This is a genomic window from Escherichia sp. MOD1-EC6098 (assembly GCF_002965865.1).
GTDB classification, from domain to species: domain Bacteria; phylum Pseudomonadota; class Gammaproteobacteria; order Enterobacterales; family Enterobacteriaceae; genus Escherichia; species Escherichia marmotae.
Genome location: NZ_PTSN01000020.1, coordinates 56086 through 78665 on the forward strand (window position 1 = coordinate 56086; position 22580 = coordinate 78665).

The 22580-nt window shown below is 47.2% G+C and carries 25 protein-coding genes and 2 pseudogenes; 13 read left to right on the forward strand and 14 right to left on the reverse strand.

The annotated features are described in order from the left end of the window. Positions 1-78 precede the first annotated feature (78 nt). Both zwf and C0K55_RS26140 read right to left on the reverse strand, forming a co-directional pair. Positions 79-1554, reverse strand: coding sequence for a glucose-6-phosphate dehydrogenase (zwf, locus tag C0K55_RS19605; RefSeq protein ID WP_000301721.1), 1476 nt, complete (start codon positions 1552-1554; stop codon positions 79-81). Positions 1555-1569: 15 nt separating this feature from the next. Beyond that, entirely contained in the window at positions 1570-1869 is a 300-nt protein-coding gene (locus tag C0K55_RS26140) for a hypothetical protein (RefSeq protein ID WP_000155615.1), read from the reverse strand. A 22-nt stretch (positions 1870-1891) separates the two neighbouring features. Between C0K55_RS26140 and hexR the strand changes: the two genes are divergently transcribed. Both hexR and pyk read left to right on the forward strand, forming a co-directional pair. After that, positions 1892-2761 carry a DNA-binding transcriptional regulator HexR gene (gene hexR / locus C0K55_RS19615; RefSeq protein ID WP_001056699.1) on the forward strand — a complete coding sequence of 290 codons (870 nt, stop codon included), beginning with the start codon at positions 1892-1894 and terminating at the stop codon, positions 2759-2761. A 126-nt stretch (positions 2762-2887) separates the two neighbouring features. After that, positions 2888-4330, forward strand: coding sequence for a pyruvate kinase (pyk, locus tag C0K55_RS19620; protein ID WP_000091161.1), 1443 nt, complete (start codon positions 2888-2890; stop codon positions 4328-4330). 154 nt (positions 4331-4484) lie between these two features. Here the strand turns inward: pyk and lpxM are convergent, their stop codons facing one another. From lpxM to znuA, 3 genes are all read right to left on the reverse strand, one after another. Further along, positions 4485-5456 (reverse strand): lauroyl-Kdo(2)-lipid IV(A) myristoyltransferase, encoded by a 972-nt coding sequence (lpxM, locus tag C0K55_RS19625; protein ID WP_105266315.1) that lies wholly within the window; start codon positions 5454-5456, stop codon positions 4485-4487. A gap of 118 nt (positions 5457-5574) precedes the next feature. Then, positions 5575-6897 (reverse strand): murein DD-endopeptidase MepM, encoded by a 1323-nt coding sequence (gene mepM / locus C0K55_RS19630; RefSeq protein ID WP_001184055.1) that lies wholly within the window; start codon positions 6895-6897, stop codon positions 5575-5577. A 15-nt stretch (positions 6898-6912) separates the two neighbouring features. Beyond that, positions 6913-7845, reverse strand: a complete 933-nt coding sequence (gene znuA / locus C0K55_RS19635; RefSeq protein WP_010376204.1) for a zinc ABC transporter substrate-binding protein ZnuA — start codon at positions 7843-7845, stop codon at positions 6913-6915. A gap of 78 nt (positions 7846-7923) precedes the next feature. On the opposite strand from znuA, the gene znuC reads away from it, so the two are divergent. Then, positions 7924-8679, forward strand: coding sequence for a zinc ABC transporter ATP-binding protein ZnuC (gene znuC / locus C0K55_RS19640; protein WP_001516255.1), 756 nt, complete (start codon positions 7924-7926; stop codon positions 8677-8679). Next, positions 8676-9461 carry a zinc ABC transporter permease subunit ZnuB gene (gene znuB, locus C0K55_RS19645; RefSeq protein WP_000571466.1) on the forward strand — a complete coding sequence of 262 codons (786 nt, stop codon included), beginning with the start codon at positions 8676-8678 and terminating at the stop codon, positions 9459-9461. The genes znuC and znuB overlap by 4 nt, the downstream gene beginning before the upstream one ends. Before the next feature lie 838 nt (positions 9462-10299). On the opposite strand, the gene C0K55_RS19650 is transcribed toward znuB, so the two are convergent. The 3 genes from C0K55_RS19650 to C0K55_RS19660 all read right to left on the reverse strand — a co-directional run bounded on the left by C0K55_RS19650 (position 10300) and on the right by C0K55_RS19660 (position 11862). Continuing rightward, positions 10300-10746, reverse strand: a complete 447-nt coding sequence (locus C0K55_RS19650) for a YcgN family cysteine cluster protein (RefSeq protein WP_001516253.1) — start codon at positions 10744-10746, stop codon at positions 10300-10302. Positions 10747-10837: 91 nt separating this feature from the next. Beyond that, positions 10838-11497, reverse strand: coding sequence for a fumarylacetoacetate hydrolase family protein (locus tag C0K55_RS19655; RefSeq protein WP_000284291.1), 660 nt, complete (start codon positions 11495-11497; stop codon positions 10838-10840). Positions 11498-11568: 71 nt separating this feature from the next. After that, the gene (locus tag C0K55_RS19660; RefSeq protein WP_001516252.1) at positions 11569-11862 is read right to left on the reverse strand and encodes a YcgL domain-containing protein; all 294 of its coding nucleotides are present in this window, start codon (positions 11860-11862) and stop codon (positions 11569-11571) included. A 128-nt stretch (positions 11863-11990) separates the two neighbouring features. Here C0K55_RS19660 and minC point away from each other — a divergent pair, with 128 nt between their 5' ends. From minC to C0K55_RS19685, 6 genes are all read left to right on the forward strand, one after another. Next, positions 11991-12686, forward strand: coding sequence for a septum site-determining protein MinC (minC, locus tag C0K55_RS19665; RefSeq protein WP_001516251.1), 696 nt, complete (start codon positions 11991-11993; stop codon positions 12684-12686). 23 nt (positions 12687-12709) lie between these two features. Further along, a complete protein-coding gene (gene minD, locus C0K55_RS19670; protein WP_000101053.1) occupies positions 12710-13522 on the forward strand; it encodes a septum site-determining protein MinD in 813 nt (270 codons plus the stop codon). A 3-nt stretch (positions 13523-13525) separates the two neighbouring features. Beyond that, positions 13526-13792, forward strand: a complete 267-nt coding sequence (gene minE / locus C0K55_RS19675; RefSeq protein WP_001185664.1) for a cell division topological specificity factor MinE — start codon at positions 13526-13528, stop codon at positions 13790-13792. A 283-nt stretch (positions 13793-14075) separates the two neighbouring features. After that, positions 14076-14225 carry a hypothetical protein gene (locus C0K55_RS27200; protein WP_372340132.1) on the forward strand — a complete coding sequence of 50 codons (150 nt, stop codon included), beginning with the start codon at positions 14076-14078 and terminating at the stop codon, positions 14223-14225. Positions 14226-14241: 16 nt separating this feature from the next. After that, positions 14242-14586 carry a YMGG-like glycine zipper-containing protein gene (locus C0K55_RS19680; protein WP_000726984.1) on the forward strand — a complete coding sequence of 115 codons (345 nt, stop codon included), beginning with the start codon at positions 14242-14244 and terminating at the stop codon, positions 14584-14586. A 3-nt stretch (positions 14587-14589) separates the two neighbouring features. Next, the gene (locus tag C0K55_RS19685) at positions 14590-14925 is read left to right on the forward strand and encodes a YmgD family protein (RefSeq protein WP_000979974.1); all 336 of its coding nucleotides are present in this window, start codon (positions 14590-14592) and stop codon (positions 14923-14925) included. A 307-nt stretch (positions 14926-15232) separates the two neighbouring features. Here C0K55_RS19685 and ymgF read toward each other — a convergent pair whose 3' ends face one another. The 3 genes and pseudogenes from ymgF to C0K55_RS27205 form a co-directional block, all read right to left on the reverse strand. Further along, positions 15233-15451, reverse strand: coding sequence for a cell division-associated protein YmgF (ymgF, locus tag C0K55_RS19690; RefSeq protein WP_001065870.1), 219 nt, complete (start codon positions 15449-15451; stop codon positions 15233-15235). 170 nt (positions 15452-15621) lie between these two features. Continuing rightward, entirely contained in the window at positions 15622-17145 is a 1524-nt protein-coding gene (locus C0K55_RS19695; protein WP_001246517.1) for an EAL domain-containing protein, read from the reverse strand. A 672-nt stretch (positions 17146-17817) separates the two neighbouring features. Beyond that, a pseudogene (locus tag C0K55_RS27205) lies at positions 17818-17903 on the reverse strand (capsid protein); the annotation flags it as partial. Positions 17904-17955: 52 nt separating this feature from the next. On the opposite strand from C0K55_RS27205, the gene C0K55_RS19705 reads away from it, so the two are divergent. After that, positions 17956-18285, forward strand: coding sequence for a YkgJ family cysteine cluster protein (locus tag C0K55_RS19705; RefSeq protein ID WP_010376212.1), 330 nt, complete (start codon positions 17956-17958; stop codon positions 18283-18285). A gap of 274 nt (positions 18286-18559) precedes the next feature. Further along, entirely contained in the window at positions 18560-19276 is a 717-nt protein-coding gene (locus C0K55_RS19710; RefSeq protein WP_000532916.1) for a YebC/PmpR family DNA-binding transcriptional regulator, read from the forward strand. A gap of 112 nt (positions 19277-19388) precedes the next feature. On the opposite strand, the gene C0K55_RS19715 is transcribed toward C0K55_RS19710, so the two are convergent. Continuing rightward, a complete protein-coding gene (locus tag C0K55_RS19715) occupies positions 19389-19715 on the reverse strand; it encodes an EthD family reductase (RefSeq protein WP_000092982.1) in 327 nt (108 codons plus the stop codon). Between the two features lie 228 nt (positions 19716-19943). Between C0K55_RS19715 and C0K55_RS19720 the strand changes: the two genes are divergently transcribed. Continuing rightward, positions 19944-20855: a LysR family transcriptional regulator gene (locus C0K55_RS19720; RefSeq protein WP_105266314.1), complete on the forward strand. Its 912-nt coding sequence runs from the start codon at positions 19944-19946 to the stop codon at positions 20853-20855. On the opposite strand, the gene C0K55_RS19725 is transcribed toward C0K55_RS19720, so the two are convergent. Further along, positions 20856-21965: an alkene reductase gene (locus C0K55_RS19725; protein WP_085448856.1), complete on the reverse strand. Its 1110-nt coding sequence runs from the start codon at positions 21963-21965 to the stop codon at positions 20856-20858. It abuts the gene before it with no gap. A gap of 183 nt (positions 21966-22148) precedes the next feature. After that, positions 22149-22455 (reverse strand): annotated as a pseudogene (locus tag C0K55_RS19730) (terminase small subunit); the annotation flags it as partial. Between the last annotated feature and the right edge of the window lie 125 nt (positions 22456-22580).

The window sequence follows — 22580 nt, forward strand, 5'->3', positions numbered from 1 at the left end:
CAAAAGTGTAAAAATTACTCTACAATCTGTGCAAGATCATGTTACCGGTAAAATAACCCGTAAGGATAAGTCGAGATATTACTCAAACTCATTCCAGGAGCGACCGTCACGGGTAATCATCGCCACCGAGGCAACCGGGCCCCAGGTTCCGGCCTGATACGGTTTCGGCGCATCGTTGTCCATCGCCCATGCTTCAGTAATGGAATCTACCCATTTCCACGCTTCTTCCACTTCATCGCGACGCACAAACAACGCCTGAATACCGCGCATCGTTTCCAGCAACAGACGCTCATAAGCATCAGCCAGATGCGTCTGATTAAAGGTTTCTGAATAGCTCAGATCCAGTTTGGTGATTTGCAGATTATGTTTGTGATCAAGACCAGGGACTTTATTCAACACCTGGATATCCACGCCCTCATCGGGTTGCAGACGAATAGTCAGTTTGTTCTGCGGCAGATCCTGCCACGACTCTTTGAACAGATTCAGTTCTGGTGTTTTGAAATAGACCACAACTTCAGAGCATTTTGTCGGCAGACGTTTACCTGTTCGCAGGTAGAACGGCACGCCAGCCCAACGCCAGTTATCGATGTCGACGCGGATAGCCACGAAGGTTTCCGTGTTACTGCTTTTATTCGCACCCTCTTCTTCCAGATAGCCTGGTACTTTTTTGCCCTGAGCGAAGCCTGCGGTGTATTGCCCGCGTACTGTTTTTTCACGCACATTGGTGCGGTCAATTCGACGCAATGACTTCAGTACTTTCACTTTTTCATCACGGATGCTGTCGGCGCTCAGGTCGGACGGCGGAGACATCGCAATCATGCAAAGAATTTGCAGCAGGTGGTTCTGGATCATATCGCGCATCTGACCGGCTTTATCAAAATACCCCCAGCGCCCTTCGATTCCGACCTCTTCTGCCACCGTGATCTCAACATGATCAATGGTGCGATTGTCCCAGTTGTTCACAAACAGAGAGTTAGCAAAACGCAGCGCCAGCAGGTTCAGTACCGTTTCTTTACCCAGATAGTGGTCGATACGGTAAACCTGGCACTCCTCGAAATATTCGCCTACCTGATCGTTAATTTCACGCGAAGTCGCCAGTGATGTTCCCAGCGGTTTTTCCATGACCACGCGAGCAGGTTTAGCATTCAGTTTTGCCTCACCCAACCCTTTGCAGATCGCACCAAAGGTGCTTGGTGGCATGGCAAAGTAGTTAATGGTGATACGATTTTTTTGATCCAGCATCGCGCCAAGGCGGTTGAATGCGGCCGTGTCATTGACATCAAGATTACAAAAATCCAGACGCGCACTCAGGGTATCCCACAGACCTTCATCAATGGTTTCTTTCATGAAGGTTTCAAGCGCCTCGCGGACAACTTTGGTATATGCCGCTTTATCCCAGTCAGCACGCCCTACGCCGATAATCCGGGTGTCCGGGTTGAGCTGACCGGCTTTTTCCAGTTGATACAGGGAAGGCAGCAATTTACGACGCGCAAGGTCGCCTTTCGCGCCGAAAATGACCAGGTCACAGGCCTGGGCTGTTTGCGTTACCGCCATGTCATTCTCCTTAAGTTAACTAACCCGGTACTTAAGCCTGGGTATATTTGTAATTTTCTTACGGTGCACTGTACTGCTTTTACGGGCTTGCGAAAACTGTAAACGCTTATCCACCCGTGCGATTACGGCAAAAGCGCGCAAAGTGCGGCAAAACTGATAAAAAAACCATCGTTTTCCATTGGGTAAAAATCTGACACTGATCATGTTATGAAAAAAAATAACAACTTTTTTATCTGCTTTTGTCATTAACCCAGCACACAGGCGTAATATCTGACAAAACTGCATTTCGATTTCTTTCAGTGCGGAAATCGTCATTACCCGTGAGTCTCTTTACATCATGAATATGCTGGAAAAAATCCAGTCTCAACTGGAACATTTGAGCAAATCAGAACGCAAAGTTGCCGAGGTCATTCTTGCTTCGCCCGACAACGCGATCCATTCGAGTATTGCTGCTCTGGCGCTGGAAGCCAATGTTAGCGAGCCGACGGTGAATCGTTTCTGTCGCAGCATGGACACTCGCGGTTTTCCTGATTTTAAACTGCATCTGGCGCAAAGTCTGGCGAATGGCACTCCTTATGTTAATCGCAACGTCAATGAAGATGACAGCGTTGAATCATACACAGGGAAAATATTTGAGTCGGCAATGGCTACTCTTGATCACGTCCGTCACTCGCTGGATAAATCCGCCGTCAATCGTGCCGTTGATCTCCTCACCCAGGCGAAGAAAATTGCCTTTTTTGGATTAGGTTCTTCCGCTGCCGTTGCCCACGATGCGATGAATAAGTTTTTTCGCTTCAATGTTCCGGTGATCTACTCGGACGATATCGTACTGCAACGAATGAGTTGTATGAATTGTAGTGATGGTGACGTCGTTGTGCTGATTTCCCACACCGGCAGAACAAAAAATCTGGTTGAACTGGCGCAACTGGCGCGAGAAAACGACGCAATGGTGATTGCCCTCACCTCAGCGGGAACGCCACTCGCCCGGGAAGCAACGCTGGCAATTACCCTCGATGTACCGGAAGATACTGACATTTATATGCCCATGGTCTCTCGACTTGCACAGTTGACCGTGATAGATGTGCTGGCAACAGGATTTACTTTGCGACGCGGAACAAAATTCAGAGATAACTTGAAGCGGGTCAAGGAAGCTCTCAAGGAATCGCGTTTTGATAAGCAGTTACTTAATTTAAGTGACGATCGCTGAAACGATAGTCACTGTTCTATCCTTATACGACATTCGCATGTGTTTAATTTAGAACCGTTATCGTTTTAATTTATGCGAATTTCATGTTCAAGCAACACCTTGTTGTTTCAGTCAACGGAGTATTACATGTCCAGAAGGCTTCGCAGAACCAAAATCGTTACCACGTTAGGCCCGGCTACTGATCGCGATAATAACCTTGAAAAAGTTATCGCTGCCGGCGCAAACGTTGTACGTATGAACTTTTCTCACGGCTCGCCTGAAGATCACAAAATGCGCGCAGATAAAGTTCGTGAAATTGCCGCAAAACTGGGGCGTCATGTGGCTATTCTGGGTGACCTTCAGGGGCCAAAGATTCGTGTATCTACCTTTAAAGAAGGTAAGGTGTTCCTCAACATTGGGGACAAATTCCTGCTGGATGCTAACCTGGGTAAAGGTGAAGGCGATAAAGAAAAAGTCGGTATCGACTATAAAGGTCTGCCTGCTGACGTCGTGCCTGGCGACATCCTGCTGCTGGACGACGGTCGCGTACAGTTAAAAGTGCTGGAAGTTCAGGGCATGAAAGTGTTCACCGAAGTCACTGTCGGTGGCCCTCTCTCTAACAATAAAGGGATCAACAAACTCGGCGGCGGTCTGTCGGCTGAAGCACTGACCGAAAAAGATAAAGCTGATATTCAGACTGCCGCACTGATTGGCGTGGATTATCTGGCAGTTTCCTTCCCGCGCTGTGGCGAAGATCTGAACTATGCCCGCCGTCTGGCACGCGACGCAGGTTGTGATGCGAAAATTGTCGCCAAGGTTGAACGTGCGGAAGCCGTTTGCAGCCAGGATGCAATGGACGACATTATCCTCGCCTCTGACGTGGTGATGGTCGCACGCGGTGACCTCGGCGTTGAAATTGGCGATCCGGAACTGGTCGGCATTCAGAAGGCGTTGATCCGTCGTGCGCGCCAGCTTAACCGTGCGGTAATTACAGCGACCCAGATGATGGAGTCAATGATCACCAACCCGATGCCAACCCGTGCAGAAGTTATGGACGTGGCAAACGCCGTGCTGGATGGTACTGATGCCGTGATGCTGTCTGCGGAAACCGCTGCGGGCCAATACCCTTCAGAAACAGTTGCTGCGATGGCGCGCGTTTGCCTGGGGGCTGAAAAAATCCCGAGCATTAACGTTTCTAAACACCGTCTGGACGTTCAGTTCGATAATGTGGAAGAAGCAATCGCCATGTCCGCGATGTATGCAGCTAACCACCTGAAAGGGGTTACCGCTATCATCACCATGACCGAGTCTGGTCGTACCGCGCTGATGACCTCCCGTATCAGTTCCGGTCTGCCAATTTTCGCCATGTCTCGTCATGAGCGTACCCTGAACCTGACTGCACTTTATCGTGGTGTCACGCCGGTCTATTTTGACAGTGCAAGTGATGGCGTAGTTGCGGCCAGCGAAGCGGTAAATCTGCTGCGCGATAAAGGCTATCTGATGTCCGGCGACCTGGTCATCGTCACCCAGGGCGACGTAATGAGTACCGTGGGTTCTACCAATACCACGCGTATTTTAACTGTTGAGTAAGTAAGTTGCCGGATGCGGCGTAAACGCCCTATCCGGCCTACAACACCTTGATAATTCAAAAGATTACAAATCGTCTGTAGGCTCGATAAAATTACTCATCAGGCAAACTTGAACTTATCAACTAACGGAAGCCTCTCCTCGTGAGAGGCTTTTTTTATTTGATGGGATAAAGATCTTTACGTTTATACGGCTGGATTTCACCAGGCTTCCGGGTCTTGAGCAATTTTAAAATCCAGGTGTATTGTTCTGGTCGCGGACCAACAAAAATCTCGACTTCTTCATTCATCCGCCGCGCAATCGTATGATCATCCGCTTCTGACAAGTCGTCCATCGGCGGGCGCACCTGAATCGTCAAACGGTGCGTCTTGCCATCATAAATCGGAAACAGCGGTACGACGCGCGCACGACACACTTTCATCAAACGACCAATCGCGGGCAGCGTCGCTTTATAGGTTGCAAAGAAATCAACAAATTCGCTGTGCTCCGGGCCATGATCCTGATCGGGCAAATAATAGCCCCAGTAGCCCTGACGAACCGACTGGATGAACGGTTTAATGCCATCATTTCTCGCGTGAAGACGTCCGCCAAAACGACGACGCACGGTGTTCCAGACATAATCAAAAACTGGATTGCCCTGATTATGGAACATTGCCGCCATTTTCTGTCCTTGCGATGCCATCAGCATGGCGGGGATATCCACTGCCCAGCCGTGCGGCACCAGAAAGATCACTTTCTCGTTGTTACGCCGCATCTCTGCGATGATCTCCAGCCCCTGCCAGTCGACGCGCGGCTGAATTTTCTCCGGCCCACGTATCGCCAGTTCCGCCATCATCGCCATCGCCTGGGGCGCTGTGGCAAACATCTCATCAACAATCGCTTCGCGTTCGGCTTCGCTACGTTCCGGAAAACAGAGGGACAGGTTGATCAACGCACGACGGCGCGAGCTTTTTCCCAGTCGTCCGGTAAAACGCCCGAGTCGCGCCAGAATGGGATCGCGGAATTTCGGAGGTGTTAAAGCAATACCGGCCATCGCCGCCACGCCCAACCAGGCTCCCCAGTAGCGCGGATGGCGAAAGGATTTATCAAACTCAGGAATGTATTCACTATTATTTTTTTTCGTTTCCATGCTTTTCCAGTTTCGGATAAGGCAAAAATCAATCTGCTGATAGTGTAGCGGCGCAATTTGCCCCGCACCAAATAAAAAAGCCGGTACTGACTGCGTACCGGCTGCGAATGGATGTTAATTAATCAAACAGTAGCTGCGGCACAATCTCTTTGGCCTGCGCCAGGAACTCGCGACGATCGGAACCTGTCAGCCCTTCGGTACGCGGCAGTTTCGCCGTCAGCGGGTTTACGGCCTGCTGGTTGATCCATACTTCATAGTGCAGGTGTGGTCCGGTTGAACGCCCGGTGTTACCGGATAGCGCGATACGATCGCCACGTTTCACCTTCTGCCCCGGTTTCACCAGAATCTTACGCAAGTGCATATAACGCGTGGTATAGCTACGACCATGACGGATCGCAACATAATAACCTGCAGCGCCACTGCGTTTGGCTACCACCACTTCACCGTCACCCACCGAAAGCACCGGTGTACCCTGTGGCATCGCGAAATCAACACCTCTGTGTGGTGCAACACGACCAGTTACCGGGTTCAGACGACGCGGGTTAAAGTTAGACGAGATGCGGAACTGTTTCGCCGTCGGGAATCGCAAGAAACCTTTCGCCAGGCCAGTACCGTTACGGTCATAGAACTTGCCATCTTCAGCGCGGATTGCGTAATAATCTTTGCCTTCAGAACGCAAACGCACGCCCAGCAACTGGCTTTGCTCACGTTTGCCATCAAGCATTTCACGCGACATTAATACAGCAAATTCATCGCCTTTTTTCACCTTCCGAAAGTCCATCTGCCACTGTAGCGCTTTGATCACTGCGCTCACTTCAGCGCTGGTCAAACCAGCATTTCTGGCGCTGGCAACAAAGCTCGACCCAACGGTGCCTTTCAGTAGATTATTAACCCACTCCCCTTGCTGCATTTCGCTGGTCATTTTAAAACCATTAGCAGCAGTGCGATCATAGGTACGGGTTTCGCGGCGAGAAACTTCCCAGGTCAGACGCTGTAAATCGCCCTCTGCGGTTAATGTCCAGGAGAGTTGTTGACCAATTTTCAGGTTACGCAGATCTTTATCCGCAGCAGCCAGTTGGGTGATATCACCCATCTCAATACCATATTGATTGAGGATGCTACTTAGCGTATCGCCTGTGGAAACGACATATTCATGCACACCCGCTTCACCAGCGGTTTTGTCGTCCAGTTCGTCCTGCGGAATGGCTTCATCTTCTTGTGCGGTTTGATCAATCGGTTCACTGGCTTCAGGTAAGAGTGAACGGATTTCGTTCTGTTCCAGCTCAATTGTTTTGACAATTGGCGTGGCGTCGCGGTGGTAAACATAGGGCCGCCAGACAGCGACGGCCAGGGTAAGAACGGTGAGCGACCCCAGCATAACGCGGTGTGGTCGCGGTAAATTATTAAACGCCAGGGCGACAGAGCGGGCTATCTGTTGCACGTAATCACTTCCTCATTAATCTCCTTTCAGGCAGCTCGCATACTGGTTGGCTAATTGATTCAGAAACTCTGAATAACTTGTTTTACCCAGTTTGATATTCGTCCCAAGGGGATCCAACGTTCCCATACGAACGGATGTCCCTCGTGCGACGCTTTCAACGACCGCTGGCCTGAACTGTGGCTCAGCAAAAACGCAGGTTGCTTTTTGCTCAACCAACTGTGTTCTTATTTGATGTAAACGCTGCGCGCCCGGTTGAATCTCTGGGTTAACGGTAAAATGACCAAGCGGTGTCAGTCCGAATTGTTTTTCGAAGTAGCCATAAGCATCATGAAAAACGAAATAACCTTTTCCCTTGAGCGGCGCGAGCTCATTACCAACCTGTTTATCGGTTGCAACTAATTGTGCCTCAAAATCCTTCAGGTTGGCGTCAAGTTTGGCTCGACTTTGCGGCATAAGTTCCACTAATTTTCCATGGATTGCAACCGCTGTAGCCCGCGCTATCTCTGGGGAAAGCCAAAGATGCATGTTGAAATCGCCGTGATGGTGATCTTCGTCACTTTTTTCCGCGTGGTTATGATCATCATCATCGTCGTGAATACTTTTCATCAGCAGCGGTTTTACATTCTCAAGCTGCGCAATCGTTACCTGTTTCTCCTCTGGTAATTTGCTCACCGGCTTTTGCATAAACGCTTCCATCTCCGGGCCAACCCAAACGACTAAGTCCGCGTTCTGTAAGCGTTTTACATCCGATGGACGCAGTGAATAATCGTGTTCAGAAGCACCGTCCGGAAGTAATACCTCGGTCTCTGTTACCCCATCAGCAATGGCGGAAGCGATGAATCCGACAGGTTTAAGCGAAGCAACAACGGCGGCATTTGCGGCCTGTGTTGCGCCCCCCCAGAGAGCAGCGGATAATGCTGCGAAAAGAAGCGTTTTTTTATGTAACATAATGCGACCAATCATCGTAATGAATATGAGAAGTGTGATATTATAACATTTCATGACTACTGCAAGACTAAAATTAACATGACAAGTCTGGTTTCCCTGGAAAATGTTTCGGTCTCTTTTGGCCAACGCCGCGTCCTCTCTGATGTGTCGCTGGAACTTAAACCTGGAAAAATTTTGACCTTACTTGGGCCGAACGGTGCCGGTAAGTCGACGCTAGTGCGGGTTGTGCTCGGACTGGTAACACCTGATGAAGGTGTTATCAAGCGCCACGGAAAACTGCGCATCGGATATGTGCCGCAGAAGCTGTATCTCGACACCACGTTGCCACTAACTGTAAACCGTTTCTTACGCTTACGCCCCAGTACACATAAAGAAGACATTCTGCCTGCACTGAAACGCGTTCAGGCCGGGCATCTGATTGACGCGCCAATGCAAAAGCTCTCTGGTGGTGAAACGCAGCGTGTATTGTTGGCACGCGCGTTGTTAAATCAACCGCAATTATTAGTGCTGGATGAACCTACTCAGGGCGTGGATGTGAATGGTCAGGTTGCGCTGTACGACCTTATTGACCAACTGCGCCGCGAACTGGATTGCGGCGTTTTAATGGTGTCTCACGATCTGCATCTGGTGATGGCCAAAACCGATGAAGTACTTTGTCTGAATCATCACATCTGTTGTTCCGGCACACCGGAAGTCGTTTCCCTGCATCCGGAATTTATTTCGATGTTCGGACCTCGGGGTGCTGAACAGCTAGGTATCTATCGCCATCATCATAATCACCGCCACGATTTACAGGGGCGAATTATTCTGCGTCGGGGAAATGACCGCTCATGATTGAATTATTATTTCCCGGTTGGTTAGCCGGGATCATGCTGGCCTGTGCTGCAGGTCCGCTGGGTTCGTTTGTTGTCTGGCGTCGTATGTCTTATTTCGGTGACACGCTGGCTCATGCGTCTTTACTGGGAGTCGCGTTTGGTTTGTTACTGGATGTGAATCCTTTCTATGCGGTGATTGCGGTTACGCTGCTGCTGGCGGGCGGCCTGGTATGGCTGGAGAAGCGCCCACAACTTGCGATCGATACGTTATTGGGAATTATGGCGCACAGTGCATTGTCGCTGGGTCTGGTCGTCGTCAGCCTGATGTCTAACATTCGCGTTGACTTGATGGCATACCTGTTCGGTGATTTGCTGGCAGTAACACCGGAAGATCTTATCGCTATTGCGATTGGCGTGGTTATCGTGGTGGCGATTCTGTTCTGGCAATGGCGCAATTTACTGTCGATGACGATTAGCCCGGATCTGGCGTTTGTTGATGGTGTGAAATTACAGCGTGTGAAATTGTTGTTGATGCTGGTGACCGCATTGACGATTGGCGTAGCAATGAAATTTGTTGGCGCGTTGATTATTACCTCGCTGTTGATTATTCCTGCGGCTACTGCGCGCCGTTTTGCCCGCACGCCGGAACAGATGGCTGGTGTCGCTGTTGTAGTAGGAATGGTTGCTGTAACGGGCGGTTTAACATTTTCCGCGTTTTACGATACGCCAGCAGGCCCCTCGGTGGTGTTGTGTGCAGCGCTGTTGTTCATTCTCAGTATGATGAAAAAGCAGACCAGCTAAGTTGCGACTGGCACTATACAGTGCCAGTTTCATCAACCAGGCCACCACATTGCGGACATAATCAAAAAAAACATACCGTTAAGAACGATCGAACAGTGAGAACATAAATCTGTATATGTTCTGAATGAGACCCGCGTTCGGGTTCGACGAATTAAACGGCTATATTAGCAAATCTCCTTTTACAGCTATTCTCCCTCTCAAAAAAGCGAAATCAGATCAAACCCCTCTCACTTGTGAGGGATATTATCGTCTCTCTGGAAAATGCCCGTACAGGCAGATACATAATCTCTGGAAACTGGTAATAAATACAGTAGTGTGGCACGGCGAAATATATGTATTAGCAGGGGAAATATTTATACAAAAAATGGATAATTACCATCAAATGCAATCTTGCGATTAAAGATCATTTCACATCATCAGAAACAGAAAGCGGTATACGGATGATCAATCTTAGGCAGGCCGTTATTAATGTGCTGATAATTCAGATGGCTTTTACCAGAATAGGTAAATAACCTTATATTGAGGTTCATCTTCGTTCCTCACTTGATGGCAAGAAATAACAAAGGTGGTAAACGGCATGCACCTGGCTCATTTGGTGCTAACTGAAACAACATTCTAAAAAGAGCAGCTATGTGTTTGTAACGTGTACAAATCAAGGCGCACATTTGCTTGTAGAGCACTAAGCGCAGGTCATTGCTGCACAAATGGGGCAGATTTCTGCTCAGATGGGTGTCAGACAATAATGGCAATCCACTGGCAATTCTGGATGCTAATTTCAGTTCTGATGCACCAACAATGCCCCATGCACAAAACAAGTAATCCCTTCGGTTTCAGTTGCTCACTGTGCCCAGTCAGGTTTATTGAGTATATGATCCTGCCAGTCGATCACTTCTGATTCTTTCACCGCGATATGACGTACGGAGATTCGCTCACCATGCATTGCCGCTTTCGAACCGGTAATCAGTGGGTGCCACCCTGGCAATGCCTTCCCTTCCGCCAGCAACCGATAAGCACAGGTCATCGGTAGCCATTCGAATGTTGGCAGATTCTCACGGGTTAATTTAATGCAGTCAGGTTCAAACTCGAAGCGGCGTTCGTAGTTACGACATTGACAGGTTTTAATATTAAGCTGACGGCAAGCGACGTTAGTGAAGTAGATTTCGTCAGTATCTTCATCCATCAGTTTATGCAGACAGCACTGACCACAACCATCACACAACGACTCCCATTCTGCATCGCTCATTTCATCCAGGGTTTTACTTTGCCAGAAAGGTATATCGCTCATCAGGTGTTCCGCCATTACGTTAAAACGCACCTTATAACCAGTCTGGCACAGCGTTGCAAGTATTGCCGCCTCTTTCAGGCGGCAAAAAGTATTACAAAACGCGAGTTGTCAACGAATGACTACCGAAAGTGATGATCAGTTCATCACCGCTGTGTAGTGGTCCAACACCATCAGGCGTGCCTGTTAGTACAACGTCACCAGGCTTGAGGGTAAAAAACTTGCTCATATAAGCAATCAGCGGAACGATTTTATGGATCATATCTGCCGTTGTACCCTGTTGACGAACGACACCATTTACACTTAAGCCTAGCGACGTATTTTGTGGATCGCCAGTGAACTCTGCAGCGGGAATAAACCCGGACAGTGGGCAAGAGTTATCAAACCCTTTAGCTTTTTCCCATGGCTGCCCGGCTTTCTTCATCTTTCCCTGAACATCACGTAATGTCAGATCGAGCGCCACACCATAACCGGCAATGGCTTTGCGTACATGCTCTTCCGTGGCCTGGCGTAGCGTCGCGCCGATCAACACCGCCAGTTCAACCTCATGATGAACCGCACCGAAATCAGAGGGGATGGCCAATGGCTGGCGCAGATCGCACAGTGCCGTTTCGGGTTTAATGAACAACACTGGCTCTTCAGGCACTTCACTCCCCATCTCTTTAATATGTTTGGCATAATTACTGCCAACACAGACCACTTTACTCACCGGATAATCCAGCAGCGCACCTTGCCAGTTGTGATGTTGATACATAACGTTCCTCTCACTTCATCGTGGTTCTTAAAACCCGCTCCGACAAATATGGTGCCACCGCCGGATATCGGTTATTTTTTAGTGCTGTCTGTATTTTTCGCCATCACAGAAAGATGTTGCTTCAGCAAATCCTCGGGAGGTGGTGGCAATTGAAGATAATAGCCATGCTCAGCTAATGCCTGTTTAACTTTCTCAATATCGGCATTTACCAGTTTCTTTCTCCCGTCCAATGGAAGAATCATCGCAAGTTGAGGTTGACCAAAACCTTTCATCAGCTCCTCTGGAACACGCGAAAAGTCGTCTTTTTTTTCAACATATAAATAGGTCTGGTCACGTTTGCTACTTCGATAGATCACACAAAACATAATTTTACTCTGAATAAATGGGGGGGTGACTTGCCTCAATATAATCCAGACTATAACATGCCTTATAGTCTTCGTAATATCATCGCACGCTGATGATGATGGTAATTAGCTAATTGAGTAAGGCCAGGATGTCAAACACGCCAATCGAGCTTAAAGGTAGCAGCTTCACCTTATCTGTGGTTCATCTGCATGAGGCAGAACCTAAGGTTATTCATCAGGCGCTGGAAGACAAAATCGCTCAGGCTCCCGCATTTTTAAAGCATGCCCCCATCGTACTCAATGTCAGTGGCCTCGAAGAACAGGTCAACTGGTCTGCAATGCATAAAGCTATCTCGGCAACGGGCTTGCGGATCATTGGTGTCAGTGGCTGCAAAAATGCGAAACTGAAAGCTGAAATCGAAAAAATGGGGTTGCCAATCCTGACTGAAGGAAAGGAAAAAGCGCCGCGTCCAGCTCCTGCCCCCCAGGCTCCTGCGAAAAATACAACGCCGGACACAAAAACGCGCTTAATAGATACCCCTGTGCGTTCCGGTCAGCGCATTTATGCGCCACAATGTGATCTAATTGTTACAAGCCATGTTAGCGCAGGGGCAGAATTGATCGCAGATGGTAACATTCATGTCTATGGCATGATGCGCGGTCGTGCGCTGGCGGGGGCAAGTGGTGATCGGGAAGCACAAATATTTTGTACGAGCCTGATGGCAGAACTGGTCTCTATCGCAGGTGAATACTGGCTGAGTGATAAAATCCCAGCAGAATTTTATGGCAAAGCGGCACGGCTGCAATTAGTCGAAAACGCTTTGACCGTTCAATCGTTAAATTGATCCCTTTTTAACAAGGAATTTTTATGGCACGCATTATTGTTGTTACTTCGGGGAAAGGGGGCGTTGGAAAGACAACCTCCAGCGCGGCCATCGCCACTGGTTTGGCCCAGAAGGGAAAGAAAACTGTCGTGATCGATTTTGATATCGGCTTGCGTAATCTCGACCTGATTATGGGTTGCGAGCGCCGGGTCGTTTACGATTTCGTCAACGTCATTCAGGGCGATGCAACGCTAAATCAGGCTTTAATTAAAGATAAGCGTACTGAAAACCTCTATATTCTTCCGGCATCACAAACTCGCGATAAAGACGCCCTTACCCGCGAAGGGGTCGCCAAAGTTCTTGATGACCTAAAAGCAATGGATTTTGAGTTTATTGTTTGTGACTCACCGGCGGGTATTGAAACCGGTGCATTAATGGCGCTCTATTTCGCAGATGAAGCTATTATAACCACGAACCCGGAAGTCTCATCAGTTCGTGACTCAGACCGTATTTTAGGTATTCTGGCGTCGAAATCCCGTCGAGCAGAAAACGGTGAAGAACCGATTAAAGAGCACCTGCTATTAACGCGCTATAACCCAGGCCGCGTTAACAGAGGCGACATGTTGAGCATGGAAGACGTACTGGAGATCCTGCGCATCAAGCTCGTCGGCGTGATCCCAGAGGATCAATCAGTATTGCGCGCCTCTAACCAGGGGGAACCGGTTATTCTCGATATCAACGCCGATGCGGGTAAAGCCTATGCTGATACCGTAGAACGTCTGTTGGGAGAAGAACGCCCTTTCCGCTTCATTGAAGAAGAGAAGAAAGGTTTCCTCAAACGCTTGTTCGGAGGATAAGTTATGGCATTACTCGATTTCTTTCTCTCACGGAAGAAAAACACGGCCAATATTGCAAAAGAACGGTTGCAAATTATTGTTGCTGAACGCCGGCGCAGCGATGCAGAACCGCACTATCTGCCGCAGTTGCGTAAAGATATTCTTGATGTCATTTGTAAATACGTACAAATCGATCCCGAGATGGTGACTGTTCAGCTTGAGCAAAAAGATGGTGATATTTCCATCCTTGAGCTTAACGTGACCTTGCCGGAAGCAGAAGAGCTGAAATAAGCCGTATTAGCTCAGACCTGATCTGACAGTTACCGGTGATTTATACAGGTATCTGTCAGATTACATCCGATTTAAGTTTTCTCTGCCTGGCTACCCCCTTCCCCGCCAAACAGATTCACATTACTGCCGCCAGAAGATAATCACTTACATTACGTTTTCTGATAAATATTGTTCACATATAAATTACACAATAATATTGATATTTCAGATCACCTTACCTTTACAATACCACGTTAACATTTGATGACATTTCTTGAATAAACATTTCAAATCAATGAGTTAATTGTTATTTAAGATTATTCCCATTCAAGCAAAAACCATAATTCTTATTATACAAACCGCGCTCATTTTGAATTATCTGAATAATAGAGAGCGTTCTTTAGTTAAGCTGTTCTTAATTGAAGACGAAATTATTGTGTGTGCAACTTACTAAATACCGGACATCTAAGTTGAAGAAAAAAATACTCGCCTTAGGGCTTATCTCAGCATTGCTCTGCTCCGCGCCAGCGATGGCGGATATGAATCGCACCACGAAAGGTGCACTGTTAGGCGCAGGCGTTGGTTTACTGACTGGCAATGGTGTTAATGGCGTACTGAAAGGTGCTGCTGTGGGCGCTGGCGTTGGTGCAGTAACAGAAAAAGGCCACGATGGTAAAAATGCCCGTAAAGGCGCAAAAGTGGGTGCCGCCGTTGGCGCGGTCACTGGCGTTCTGACCGGCAATGGTCTTGAAGGCGCAATTAAAGGTGCCGTAATTGGCGGTACGGGTGGTGCAATTCTGGGTAAAATGAAATAAGGAATGATGATGAAAAAATTTGCTTTACTGGCGGGGCTGTTCGTCTTCGCACCAATGACCTGGGCTCAGGACTATAATATTAAGAATGGTTTGCCAGCAGAAACCTATATTACCTGCGCAGAAGCCAACGAAATGGCAAAAACTGACAGCGCACAGGTTGCAGATATCGTTGCGGTAATGGGTAACGCCAGCGTTACCAGCCGTGATTTAAAGATTGAGCAATCACCGGAACTGAGTGCCAAAGTGGTAGAAAAACTGAATCAGGTTTGTGCCAAAGATCCGCAAATGCTGTTAATTACCGCAATTGATGACACCATGCGTGCCATCGGTAAAAAATAATCGATAATGTAGCACCGCGCCGATTGATTCGACGCGGTGTATTTTTAGCGGGTGAACAGACTTACAGACAATACTGAAGCACTGATTATTTATTTTGGTGATTTTATTGATTTAGTTTTTTATTCTTCACAAAAACTATTTCCCTGCAATCATATTCGTATACGCGTTACTCACCGCCAAAGCAATTCCTCAAATTAAACCCGGATAGTTTTTCAGTTTTAATGATTAATTATTCAATGATTGGACTTATAAACACGCCTGATCAAATATCCTATAAGTCCAGATTATCAAAATATAATGAAAAAGATTAATGTTGATCCCTTTGACTTACAAACTTTTCTCTTAATCGGTTAAGCAAATTGATCACCAACCAAACAAGTGCATTGATTAAATTTATGGTAACCAGCACTTCTCCCAGCCAGATGCTGGGTTTGGCGACCAGGATCACCAGAATGGTGATCAGCATAAACGCGATGGAGAAGATGATATACAAAGTGAAATAATCCAGGCTATTACTATTGTTCATGCTACTGACGGCGATCCTGAAAACAATTTCAGATAATTATAGCAAACAAAATAATGAACAATAGTAACAAGACGCAACGAGCTAATTATCTGTCTACAATTGCACCACCACAGAGTCTTCTCGATCATTTTTTAGCCAGACATCATCATGCTACGTGAATTAGTACATATTTACTCAACAACCACCTTCACCCTCGGTTTTGAGAGAATAATTTTGACTAACTCAATATACGTCACCGGTTTATAGAAATAATACCCCTGCTGAAACGTGATATTATTTTTGTTCAGGTAATCGAGTTGCTCCTTCGTTTCGACACCTTCGGCAACAATACTGATAGAAAGTTTGCGCGCCAGATCCAGCACACAGTCCAGAATTCGGGTGGAATCTGGATCTGCGTTGACCCGACCAACGAAACTGTGATCAATCTTAATATAATCGATGTGCAGATCATGGAGATAAGAAAGTCCCGAGTACCCCGTACCAAAATCATCCAGCGCAATGACAAAGCCATTTTCATGCAGAATATTTAGTCGCTGGACAAGGTTTTCATCAACATGCAAAGCTTCACGCTCAGTAACCTCAAGAACGAGATTCAAATCATGGCGCGTGAAGCTGTCCCGGTATTTCAGACACTCTTCAACAAACGTAGGCGAAATAATATGTGAGGCGCTAAAATTAATCCCTACATGGAAACCTTCCGGCAGTTTACTTGCGATCGCGTTCATTTGTGTGGCGACCTGGTTCATCAGACTTTGGGTGAGCGGAACTATCAACCCTGATTTTTCAGCAAGTGGAATAAATGCTGCGGGTGAAATATATCCTCCGCGAGGATGTTTCCACCTGGCAAGTACTTCTACGCCGCGTAACGTCCCTTCCCGGCCATTAACCACGGGTTGGTAAAAAGGTACAATTTCACCATTGCTTATTGCTCTACGCAGGATCTCTTCAGGTGTGTCACTCTTGTTAAAATATTTATCAAGCAAAAAAGCAGCAGAACAGGAGATTAACAGGCTGAATATCAAAATACCCAAACCTTTATCGATAAGTCTGGTGAAATTAAATAGCGGCGGTTGGTTATAGATAATACTGAAATGATATTCTGTGGAATTTACCCGTCCAGAAAATTGATGGCTGCCATTGAGAGTTGTCACATCTCCTGACGGTCCAATAATGCTATTCCCCACGCGCAAAGTATATTTCACCCCCTTCAACGGCACATTGAGCGCCCCGCGGATATGCTGGTCACTAATTGTCACCAGGATACGCGTATCAGCGAATTGAATCTGATAAAGGAGGATGGGTAATCTATTTACGGTGTCGATCGCCGGAGCCAATAGCAAATTGTTGTCAGATATAACAGGAATACGGGATAGCAGAACCCGATTACCTGGTAGCGATGTACACCAGACTGCACCTTGTTTGAGAATGATGATCGTCCGCAGATGTGGTTTCAGCGCAGCCTCTGTACCTAGTTGGTATTGTTCATCCAGATCGCACCTCTTCCCGGCAATTTTCATTGCCGTTCGAGTCGCCTGTGACGCTTCCTCAAGAATATGATTAATGTTGTTAGCGGCGTACCTCGCCCCCGCCAGGCTCTCTGCTTTTGCGGAATACCAGAGCTGAAAATTCAAAATAGACACACCAGTAAGAAACAAGCACACCGCAACGAGGATGGGGATAAGTGTATTGCGCATTTGCGTGTCCCGGGGCCATTATTTTGTGTTCATTCGCTCAATCTGGCGTCTACAAAGAGCATGGTAGAGAGAACCAGAAATATCCATACTCTTGATGAAATTTTGCCCTCTATGCCGTAACTTAAAGCAGAGAAAAAGCATTGGACAACAAAACGGAACAAGAATATTGGTCAGGCAAAGTTCTCTGTGTCCCCTTCACTTTTATACATAAGCTATCAATAAGTAAGGATATGATGAACTGGCACAACGTCGATGGGGTCTCGCTGGTAAGGTGGGTGTTAATTTTCCAGTACGTGCCCCCGCGTCTTTTCTTCGATAGCGGCGGCTCCAGATCATAAGATGGAGATGCCAGACCATGTCGCTCAATAGCCACATCCCAAATCAGCACCAATACATACAGCAAAATCACTAGAATGAATGTGAAACACGGATAGCAGTAATATAAGCCTTACACGTTAAAACAAGAAAAATAACTTTTTCTGATGAACTTACCTAACCAATTAGAATTAAAAAGAAATCACTAATCGCTATATTTAGCAAGTCGGACTATAGGGACAATATAATACAGACTCTGGTTACATAAGACGTTCACTTTTCACAAACCACCACGTTACAAATTGTAAAGATTAACTCTTCCAGTTTGCATTCAACTTGTCTGGTCATATCTAAATAGATATGTAAAATTGATAACGGCTGGTAATCATTCAATACTCGCACTATAGAAAGTTCGCCAGCCTGCCGCAGGCACGTGCTTTCATATGACGTGTCTGCGGTTTCGTTGTGATATTTAAATAGTAGTACTGGTGAATTATGAGCAATCCGAATCCATGCATGACGTGTGGTGCCTGTTGTGCATTTTTCCGCGTCTCTTTTTACTGGGCCGAAGCTGATGATGCAGGCGGCACCATACCGGCTCATCTGACTGAGCAGATATCCCCTTACCACCGATGTATGCGCGGTACTAACCAGAAGAATCCACGCTGTGTTGCCCTGGCTGGAACGCCTGGAAAAAACGCCTGCTGCACAATATACAAGAATCGCTCATCCACATGTAGAGAATTCGCCATGTCTGGCGAGCATGGAGAAATTAATGAGGCATGTAATCGCGCCCGAGCTAAATATGGGCTACCGCCAATTTAAAACCGCGCCTCCTTAATAAGGCATTCAGGTGTCAAAATCAACCATACCGCGACATTATTGTTGCGGTTTAATTATTAACAATGAAAAATGAAATCATAAAATAACGCATCGACAATAATTAACATCGTTAAAATTAAATATCCTTGAGTGAAAATAGAATATTTTATGTTCCCATAGACGAATTTTTTCATGTTATGATATAATATAATACGATGAAAAAACACAAGTTATCAACTTGTCGGTAATGTAAATAAATTTCGAGGAGATCATTCCAGTGGGACGTAAATGGGCCAATATTGTTGCTAAAAAAACGGCTAAAGACGGTGCAACGTCTAAAATATATGCAAAATTCGGTGTAGAAATCTATGCTGCAGCTAAACAAGGTGAACCAGACCCTGAATTAAATACATCTTTAAAATTCGTTATTGAGCGTGCGAAGCAGGCACAAGTTCCAAAACACGTCATTGATAAAGCAATTGATAAAGCTAAAGGTGGCGGAGATGAAACGTTCGTACAAGGACGTTATGAAGGTTTTGGCCCCAATGGTTCAATGATTATCGCCGAAACGTTAACTTCAAATGTTAACCGCACGATTGCTAATGTTCGCACAATTTTCAACAAAAAAGGCGGAAATATCGGAGCGGCAGGTTCTGTCAGCTATATGTTTGACAATACTGGAGTGATTGTATTTAAAGGAACAGATCCTGACCATATTTTTGAAATTTTGCTTGATGCTGAAGTTGATGTTCGCGATGTGACCGAAGAAGAAGGAAATATCGTTATTTATACTGAGCCTACAGACCTTCACAAAGGAATTGCAGCGCTAAAAGCAGCCGGAATTACTGAGTTCTCAACAACAGAATTAGAAATGATTGCTCAATCAGAAGTTGAGCTTTCACCAGAAGATTTAGAAATCTTTGAGGGACTTGTTGATGCCCTTGAAGATGATGATGATGTTCAAAAAGTATATCATAACGTTGCAAATCTCTAATTATGAATTTAAGAAATCTGCCTTTATGGCAGATTTCTTCACCTTATCTTAGATTTACCTAAAAACTCCGCATTAAATCCAGTACCTCTACCGCTCCCGGCATGTTAAGGCATTAGCGCTTTCTGATTTCAGTGATGTAGGTAATGGCAGCATGTTCAACAAAATTGGACACGTCGTCATAGGCTTCTTTACCGACGGGAGAATTGAATGCCGCGATAGCGTCTTCAAGTGAGTCGAACCACAGTTCGGAGAAACCGTCAACGGGGGAATCGGGATATTTTTCCCGATCGATGGGGTTGAGTACATAACCTCTTAAGCCGGGGAGTCTGAGCGCTATCGCTGTATGTACCTCATCCCAGTATTTAACAAAATCGTCGAAGCTCTGTCCTTTTTTACGGGTAAGAAAGCCCACATGTTTGAAACCGTTAGCAGATGACATCATATTCTCCTCTGTATTAATTCATGTTTTTGTAAAACTGGCCGGCGAAATCCGGCATCGTCTTGCAATTTAGATGAAGCGTAATAGAGAAGGTGACTATGGCTGTTTTTCTTCGTGCGATAAACACGCTTTCACTCGTCTCTGAGTAGACATAGATTCTACAAATCGTTTTCAATTTATTGTAAAATAAATCTATGTATACAGGGCTAATACCTCTCACGGACAATTATGAGAAGAACAGATCATCTGGGGGGAATTACGGCTTTTGTCGCCACAGCCCAGCAAGGAAGTTTTACGGCAGCAGCGGAAAAGCTGGGGCTGACAAAGTCTGCCATAGGAAAAAGCGTCAGTCGTCTGGAAGACCGCCTCGGGTTGAAGCTTTTTCAACGTTCCACCCGTCGGTTGAGCCTGACGCCTGATGGCGAGCGTTTTCTTGCCAGTTGCCAGAGCGCAATAGATATCCTGGAGCAGGCTGAGGCGGAACTGACGTCACATACCTGCCAGCCCTCCGGGCGCCTGCGGGTAGATTTACCTGCAGCCTTCGGACGACAGCGCATCCTTCCTATCCTGCTTGATATCACCCGACGCTACCCCGAACTGGCGTTGACCGTTACGTTCAGCGAGCGGTTCGTTAACCTGATTGATGAGGGGATCGATCTTGTCGTTCGCATTGGTGAGCTGTCAGACAGCAGTGGGCTGGTTGCCAGAAGACTGACAACCCAGAAGCTGGTGATCTGCGCCTCTCCAGATTATCTGTTCAACCACGGCGAGCCTGTCAGTATCGATGACCTGAATCACCATCAGTGCGTTGTCGGCTTTCGCCGTAACCAGCCTGTTTCGTGGTTGCTGAAAGAGGGGGATGGTCAAATCAGCCGCTTTGTCCCTCCGCCGACCCATGAGTTTGCCGATGGTGACGCGATGCTCGCTGCTACCCTGGCGGGAGGGGGATTGTCGCAACTCCCCCTCTGGTTGGTGGGCAGATATCTCGACGAGGGTAAATTGCGGGAAGTGCTGCCCGGACACTCCGGCGGGGAGATGCCTATCAGCGCGCTGTGGCCAAAAAGCCGCCAACTGCTGCCCAAAATCCGCTATGTAGTGGATACCCTGGTCAAGGCTGCGGAAGACGGCCTGCTTGATTAATTATTCCCTGCTATCGGACCAGAAGGGGTAATCCGTATAGCCTTTTTCATCTCCGCCGTACATCGTTGCCCGGTTAACGTCATTCAACGGCCAGTCATTAACCATTCGTTCCACAAGATCCGGGTTCGCAATGTAAGGCCGACCAAAACCAATCAGGTCAGCTTTCCCCTCCTGGAGATATGCTTCGGCACGCTGCTTATCAAAGCCACCGGTAATAATCAAAGGTCCGGAATAAGCTGCACGAAATTTTTCAATAAACCCGGCAGGGATGGCCTGTTCTCCCAGTGTTTGCTGGTCGCTCAGATGAACATACGAGAGAGAACGGGCGCTGAGTTTATCAGCAAGCATCAGCCAGGTTTCTTCCTCGCCATCAAAAGGACGCATGTCAAACAGACGCCCGAAGGGAGCCAGGCGGATACCCGTTTTACCTGAGCCGATGGCCGTAGAGATTGCGTCAGTCACTTCCAGAACAAAGCGCAGGCGATTGTCAGTATCCGCGCCACCGTACTCATCCTTGCGAGTATTCAGCCCACCATTAATAAACTGCTCAAGCAGATAGCCATTGGCGGCGTGGATCTCAACACCATCAAAGCCCGCCCGAATAGCATTTTTAGCGGCCTGAACGTAATCCTGCACCACGGCTTTAATCTCGGGGCTCGACAGCGCACGGGGTTCCGATACCGGAACCGGACCGGGTTTGCCGTTTTCGTCGCGTGCGTAGCAGGTGGAATTATTGGCTTTAACTGCCACCGAACTGACGGGGGCCTGTCCATTAGCCTGCAAACTTGTGTGAGAAATTCGCCCGACGTGCCAAAGTTGAATATAAATTTTTCCGCCAGCGTCGTGGACCGCTTTTGTAACTTTTCCCCATCCCTGCACCTGAGCATCGCTGTAGATTCCGGGAGTGAAAAGATAACCCTGTCCCTGGACGGAGATTTGCGATCCTTCTGTAATAATGAGCCCTGCAGATGCGCGCTGCTGATAATATTTTGCAGTCAGTTCATCTGGAGTATCGTCTGAAATTGCCCGTGAGCGGGTCATTGGTGCCATAACGACGCGATTTGCCAAGTTAGTGTCACCGGCCTGAAACGGGGTAAATAATTTTTCCATTTTTATCTCCTTTACTGGAGGAAGTATGATGGTCTCAACGACGTAATAAAAAACAGCACTCTGGTCCGAACTGAGTAGACATAATTTCTACATTTAGTGTTCTCTCAGTATTAAGCCGTCATATTTTTGTTTTTAGGTGATGTCCCACGTGGAGATAAAGCCTGCTGCAAAGTTGATGAAGGCTCAGTACATCTGCTTCTGGCACATAACAGTCTTCCAGACAGCGGTCGATATATTCACTCGGCCCCGTATCAGTTCATCCAGTGCGGTTGCTTTGTTCATGGCTTTGATGATGTCCCGTTTCAGGAAATCAATATGCCGGTTATCCAGCTCAAGAAAATGCTGCTGCACCACAGGGGGATTCCGTCGAGAATACTGGCAATTTCACCTGCAATCCGTGAAAGCACAAAAGTACAAAATGCGGTTTCCACCACTTCAGCAGAGTCTCTGGTATTTTCAGCTCCTGTGCGTCGGTCTGCGCACGTGTAAGTTCTGAATAGTACGGACATTCGCACCAAAAATGTCAGCCGACTGCTTTTTGTTGACTTCCATTGTTCATTCCACGGAAAAAACAGAGAAGGAAGCAGCAGAGGCCAAAAAGCCCATTTTCAGTAA

Excerpts from the sequence above, each read along its gene's own strand:
- C0K55_RS19720 (WP_105266314.1), top strand. The coding sequence starts at position 19,944 with ATGAGAAGAACAGATCATCTGGGGGGAATTACGGCTTTTGTCGCCACA.
- znuC (WP_001516255.1), top strand. The coding sequence starts at position 7,924 with ATGACAAGTCTGGTTTCCCTGGAAAATGTTTCGGTCTCTTTTGGCCAA.
- C0K55_RS19650 (WP_001516253.1), bottom strand. The coding sequence starts at position 10,746 with ATGAGCGATATACCTTTCTGGCAAAGTAAAACCCTGGATGAAATGAGC.
- lpxM (WP_105266315.1), bottom strand. The coding sequence starts at position 5,456 with ATGGAAACGAAAAAAAATAATAGTGAATACATTCCTGAGTTTGATAAA.
- hexR (WP_001056699.1), top strand. The coding sequence starts at position 1,892 with ATGAATATGCTGGAAAAAATCCAGTCTCAACTGGAACATTTGAGCAAA.
- C0K55_RS26140 (WP_000155615.1), bottom strand. The coding sequence starts at position 1,869 with ATGACGATTTCCGCACTGAAAGAAATCGAAATGCAGTTTTGTCAGATA.
- znuA (WP_010376204.1), bottom strand. The coding sequence starts at position 7,845 with ATGTTACATAAAAAAACGCTTCTTTTCGCAGCATTATCCGCTGCTCTC.
- C0K55_RS19725 (WP_085448856.1), bottom strand. The coding sequence starts at position 21,965 with ATGGAAAAATTATTTACCCCGTTTCAGGCCGGTGACACTAACTTGGCA.
- znuB (WP_000571466.1), top strand. The coding sequence starts at position 8,676 with ATGATTGAATTATTATTTCCCGGTTGGTTAGCCGGGATCATGCTGGCC.
- C0K55_RS19660 (WP_001516252.1), bottom strand. The coding sequence starts at position 11,862 with ATGTTTTGTGTGATCTATCGAAGTAGCAAACGTGACCAGACCTATTTA.
- C0K55_RS19715 (WP_000092982.1), bottom strand. The coding sequence starts at position 19,715 with ATGTCATCTGCTAACGGTTTCAAACATGTGGGCTTTCTTACCCGTAAA.
- zwf (WP_000301721.1), bottom strand. The coding sequence starts at position 1,554 with ATGGCGGTAACGCAAACAGCCCAGGCCTGTGACCTGGTCATTTTCGGC.
- pyk (WP_000091161.1), top strand. The coding sequence starts at position 2,888 with ATGTCCAGAAGGCTTCGCAGAACCAAAATCGTTACCACGTTAGGCCCG.
- ymgF (WP_001065870.1), bottom strand. The coding sequence starts at position 15,451 with ATGAACAATAGTAATAGCCTGGATTATTTCACTTTGTATATCATCTTC.
- minD (WP_000101053.1), top strand. The coding sequence starts at position 12,710 with ATGGCACGCATTATTGTTGTTACTTCGGGGAAAGGGGGCGTTGGAAAG.
- C0K55_RS19695 (WP_001246517.1), bottom strand. The coding sequence starts at position 17,145 with ATGCGCAATACACTTATCCCCATCCTCGTTGCGGTGTGCTTGTTTCTT.
- minC (WP_001516251.1), top strand. The coding sequence starts at position 11,991 with ATGTCAAACACGCCAATCGAGCTTAAAGGTAGCAGCTTCACCTTATCT.
- minE (WP_001185664.1), top strand. The coding sequence starts at position 13,526 with ATGGCATTACTCGATTTCTTTCTCTCACGGAAGAAAAACACGGCCAAT.
- C0K55_RS19685 (WP_000979974.1), top strand. The coding sequence starts at position 14,590 with ATGATGATGAAAAAATTTGCTTTACTGGCGGGGCTGTTCGTCTTCGCA.
- C0K55_RS19705 (WP_010376212.1), top strand. The coding sequence starts at position 17,956 with ATGAGCAATCCGAATCCATGCATGACGTGTGGTGCCTGTTGTGCATTT.
- C0K55_RS19655 (WP_000284291.1), bottom strand. The coding sequence starts at position 11,497 with ATGTATCAACATCACAACTGGCAAGGTGCGCTGCTGGATTATCCGGTG.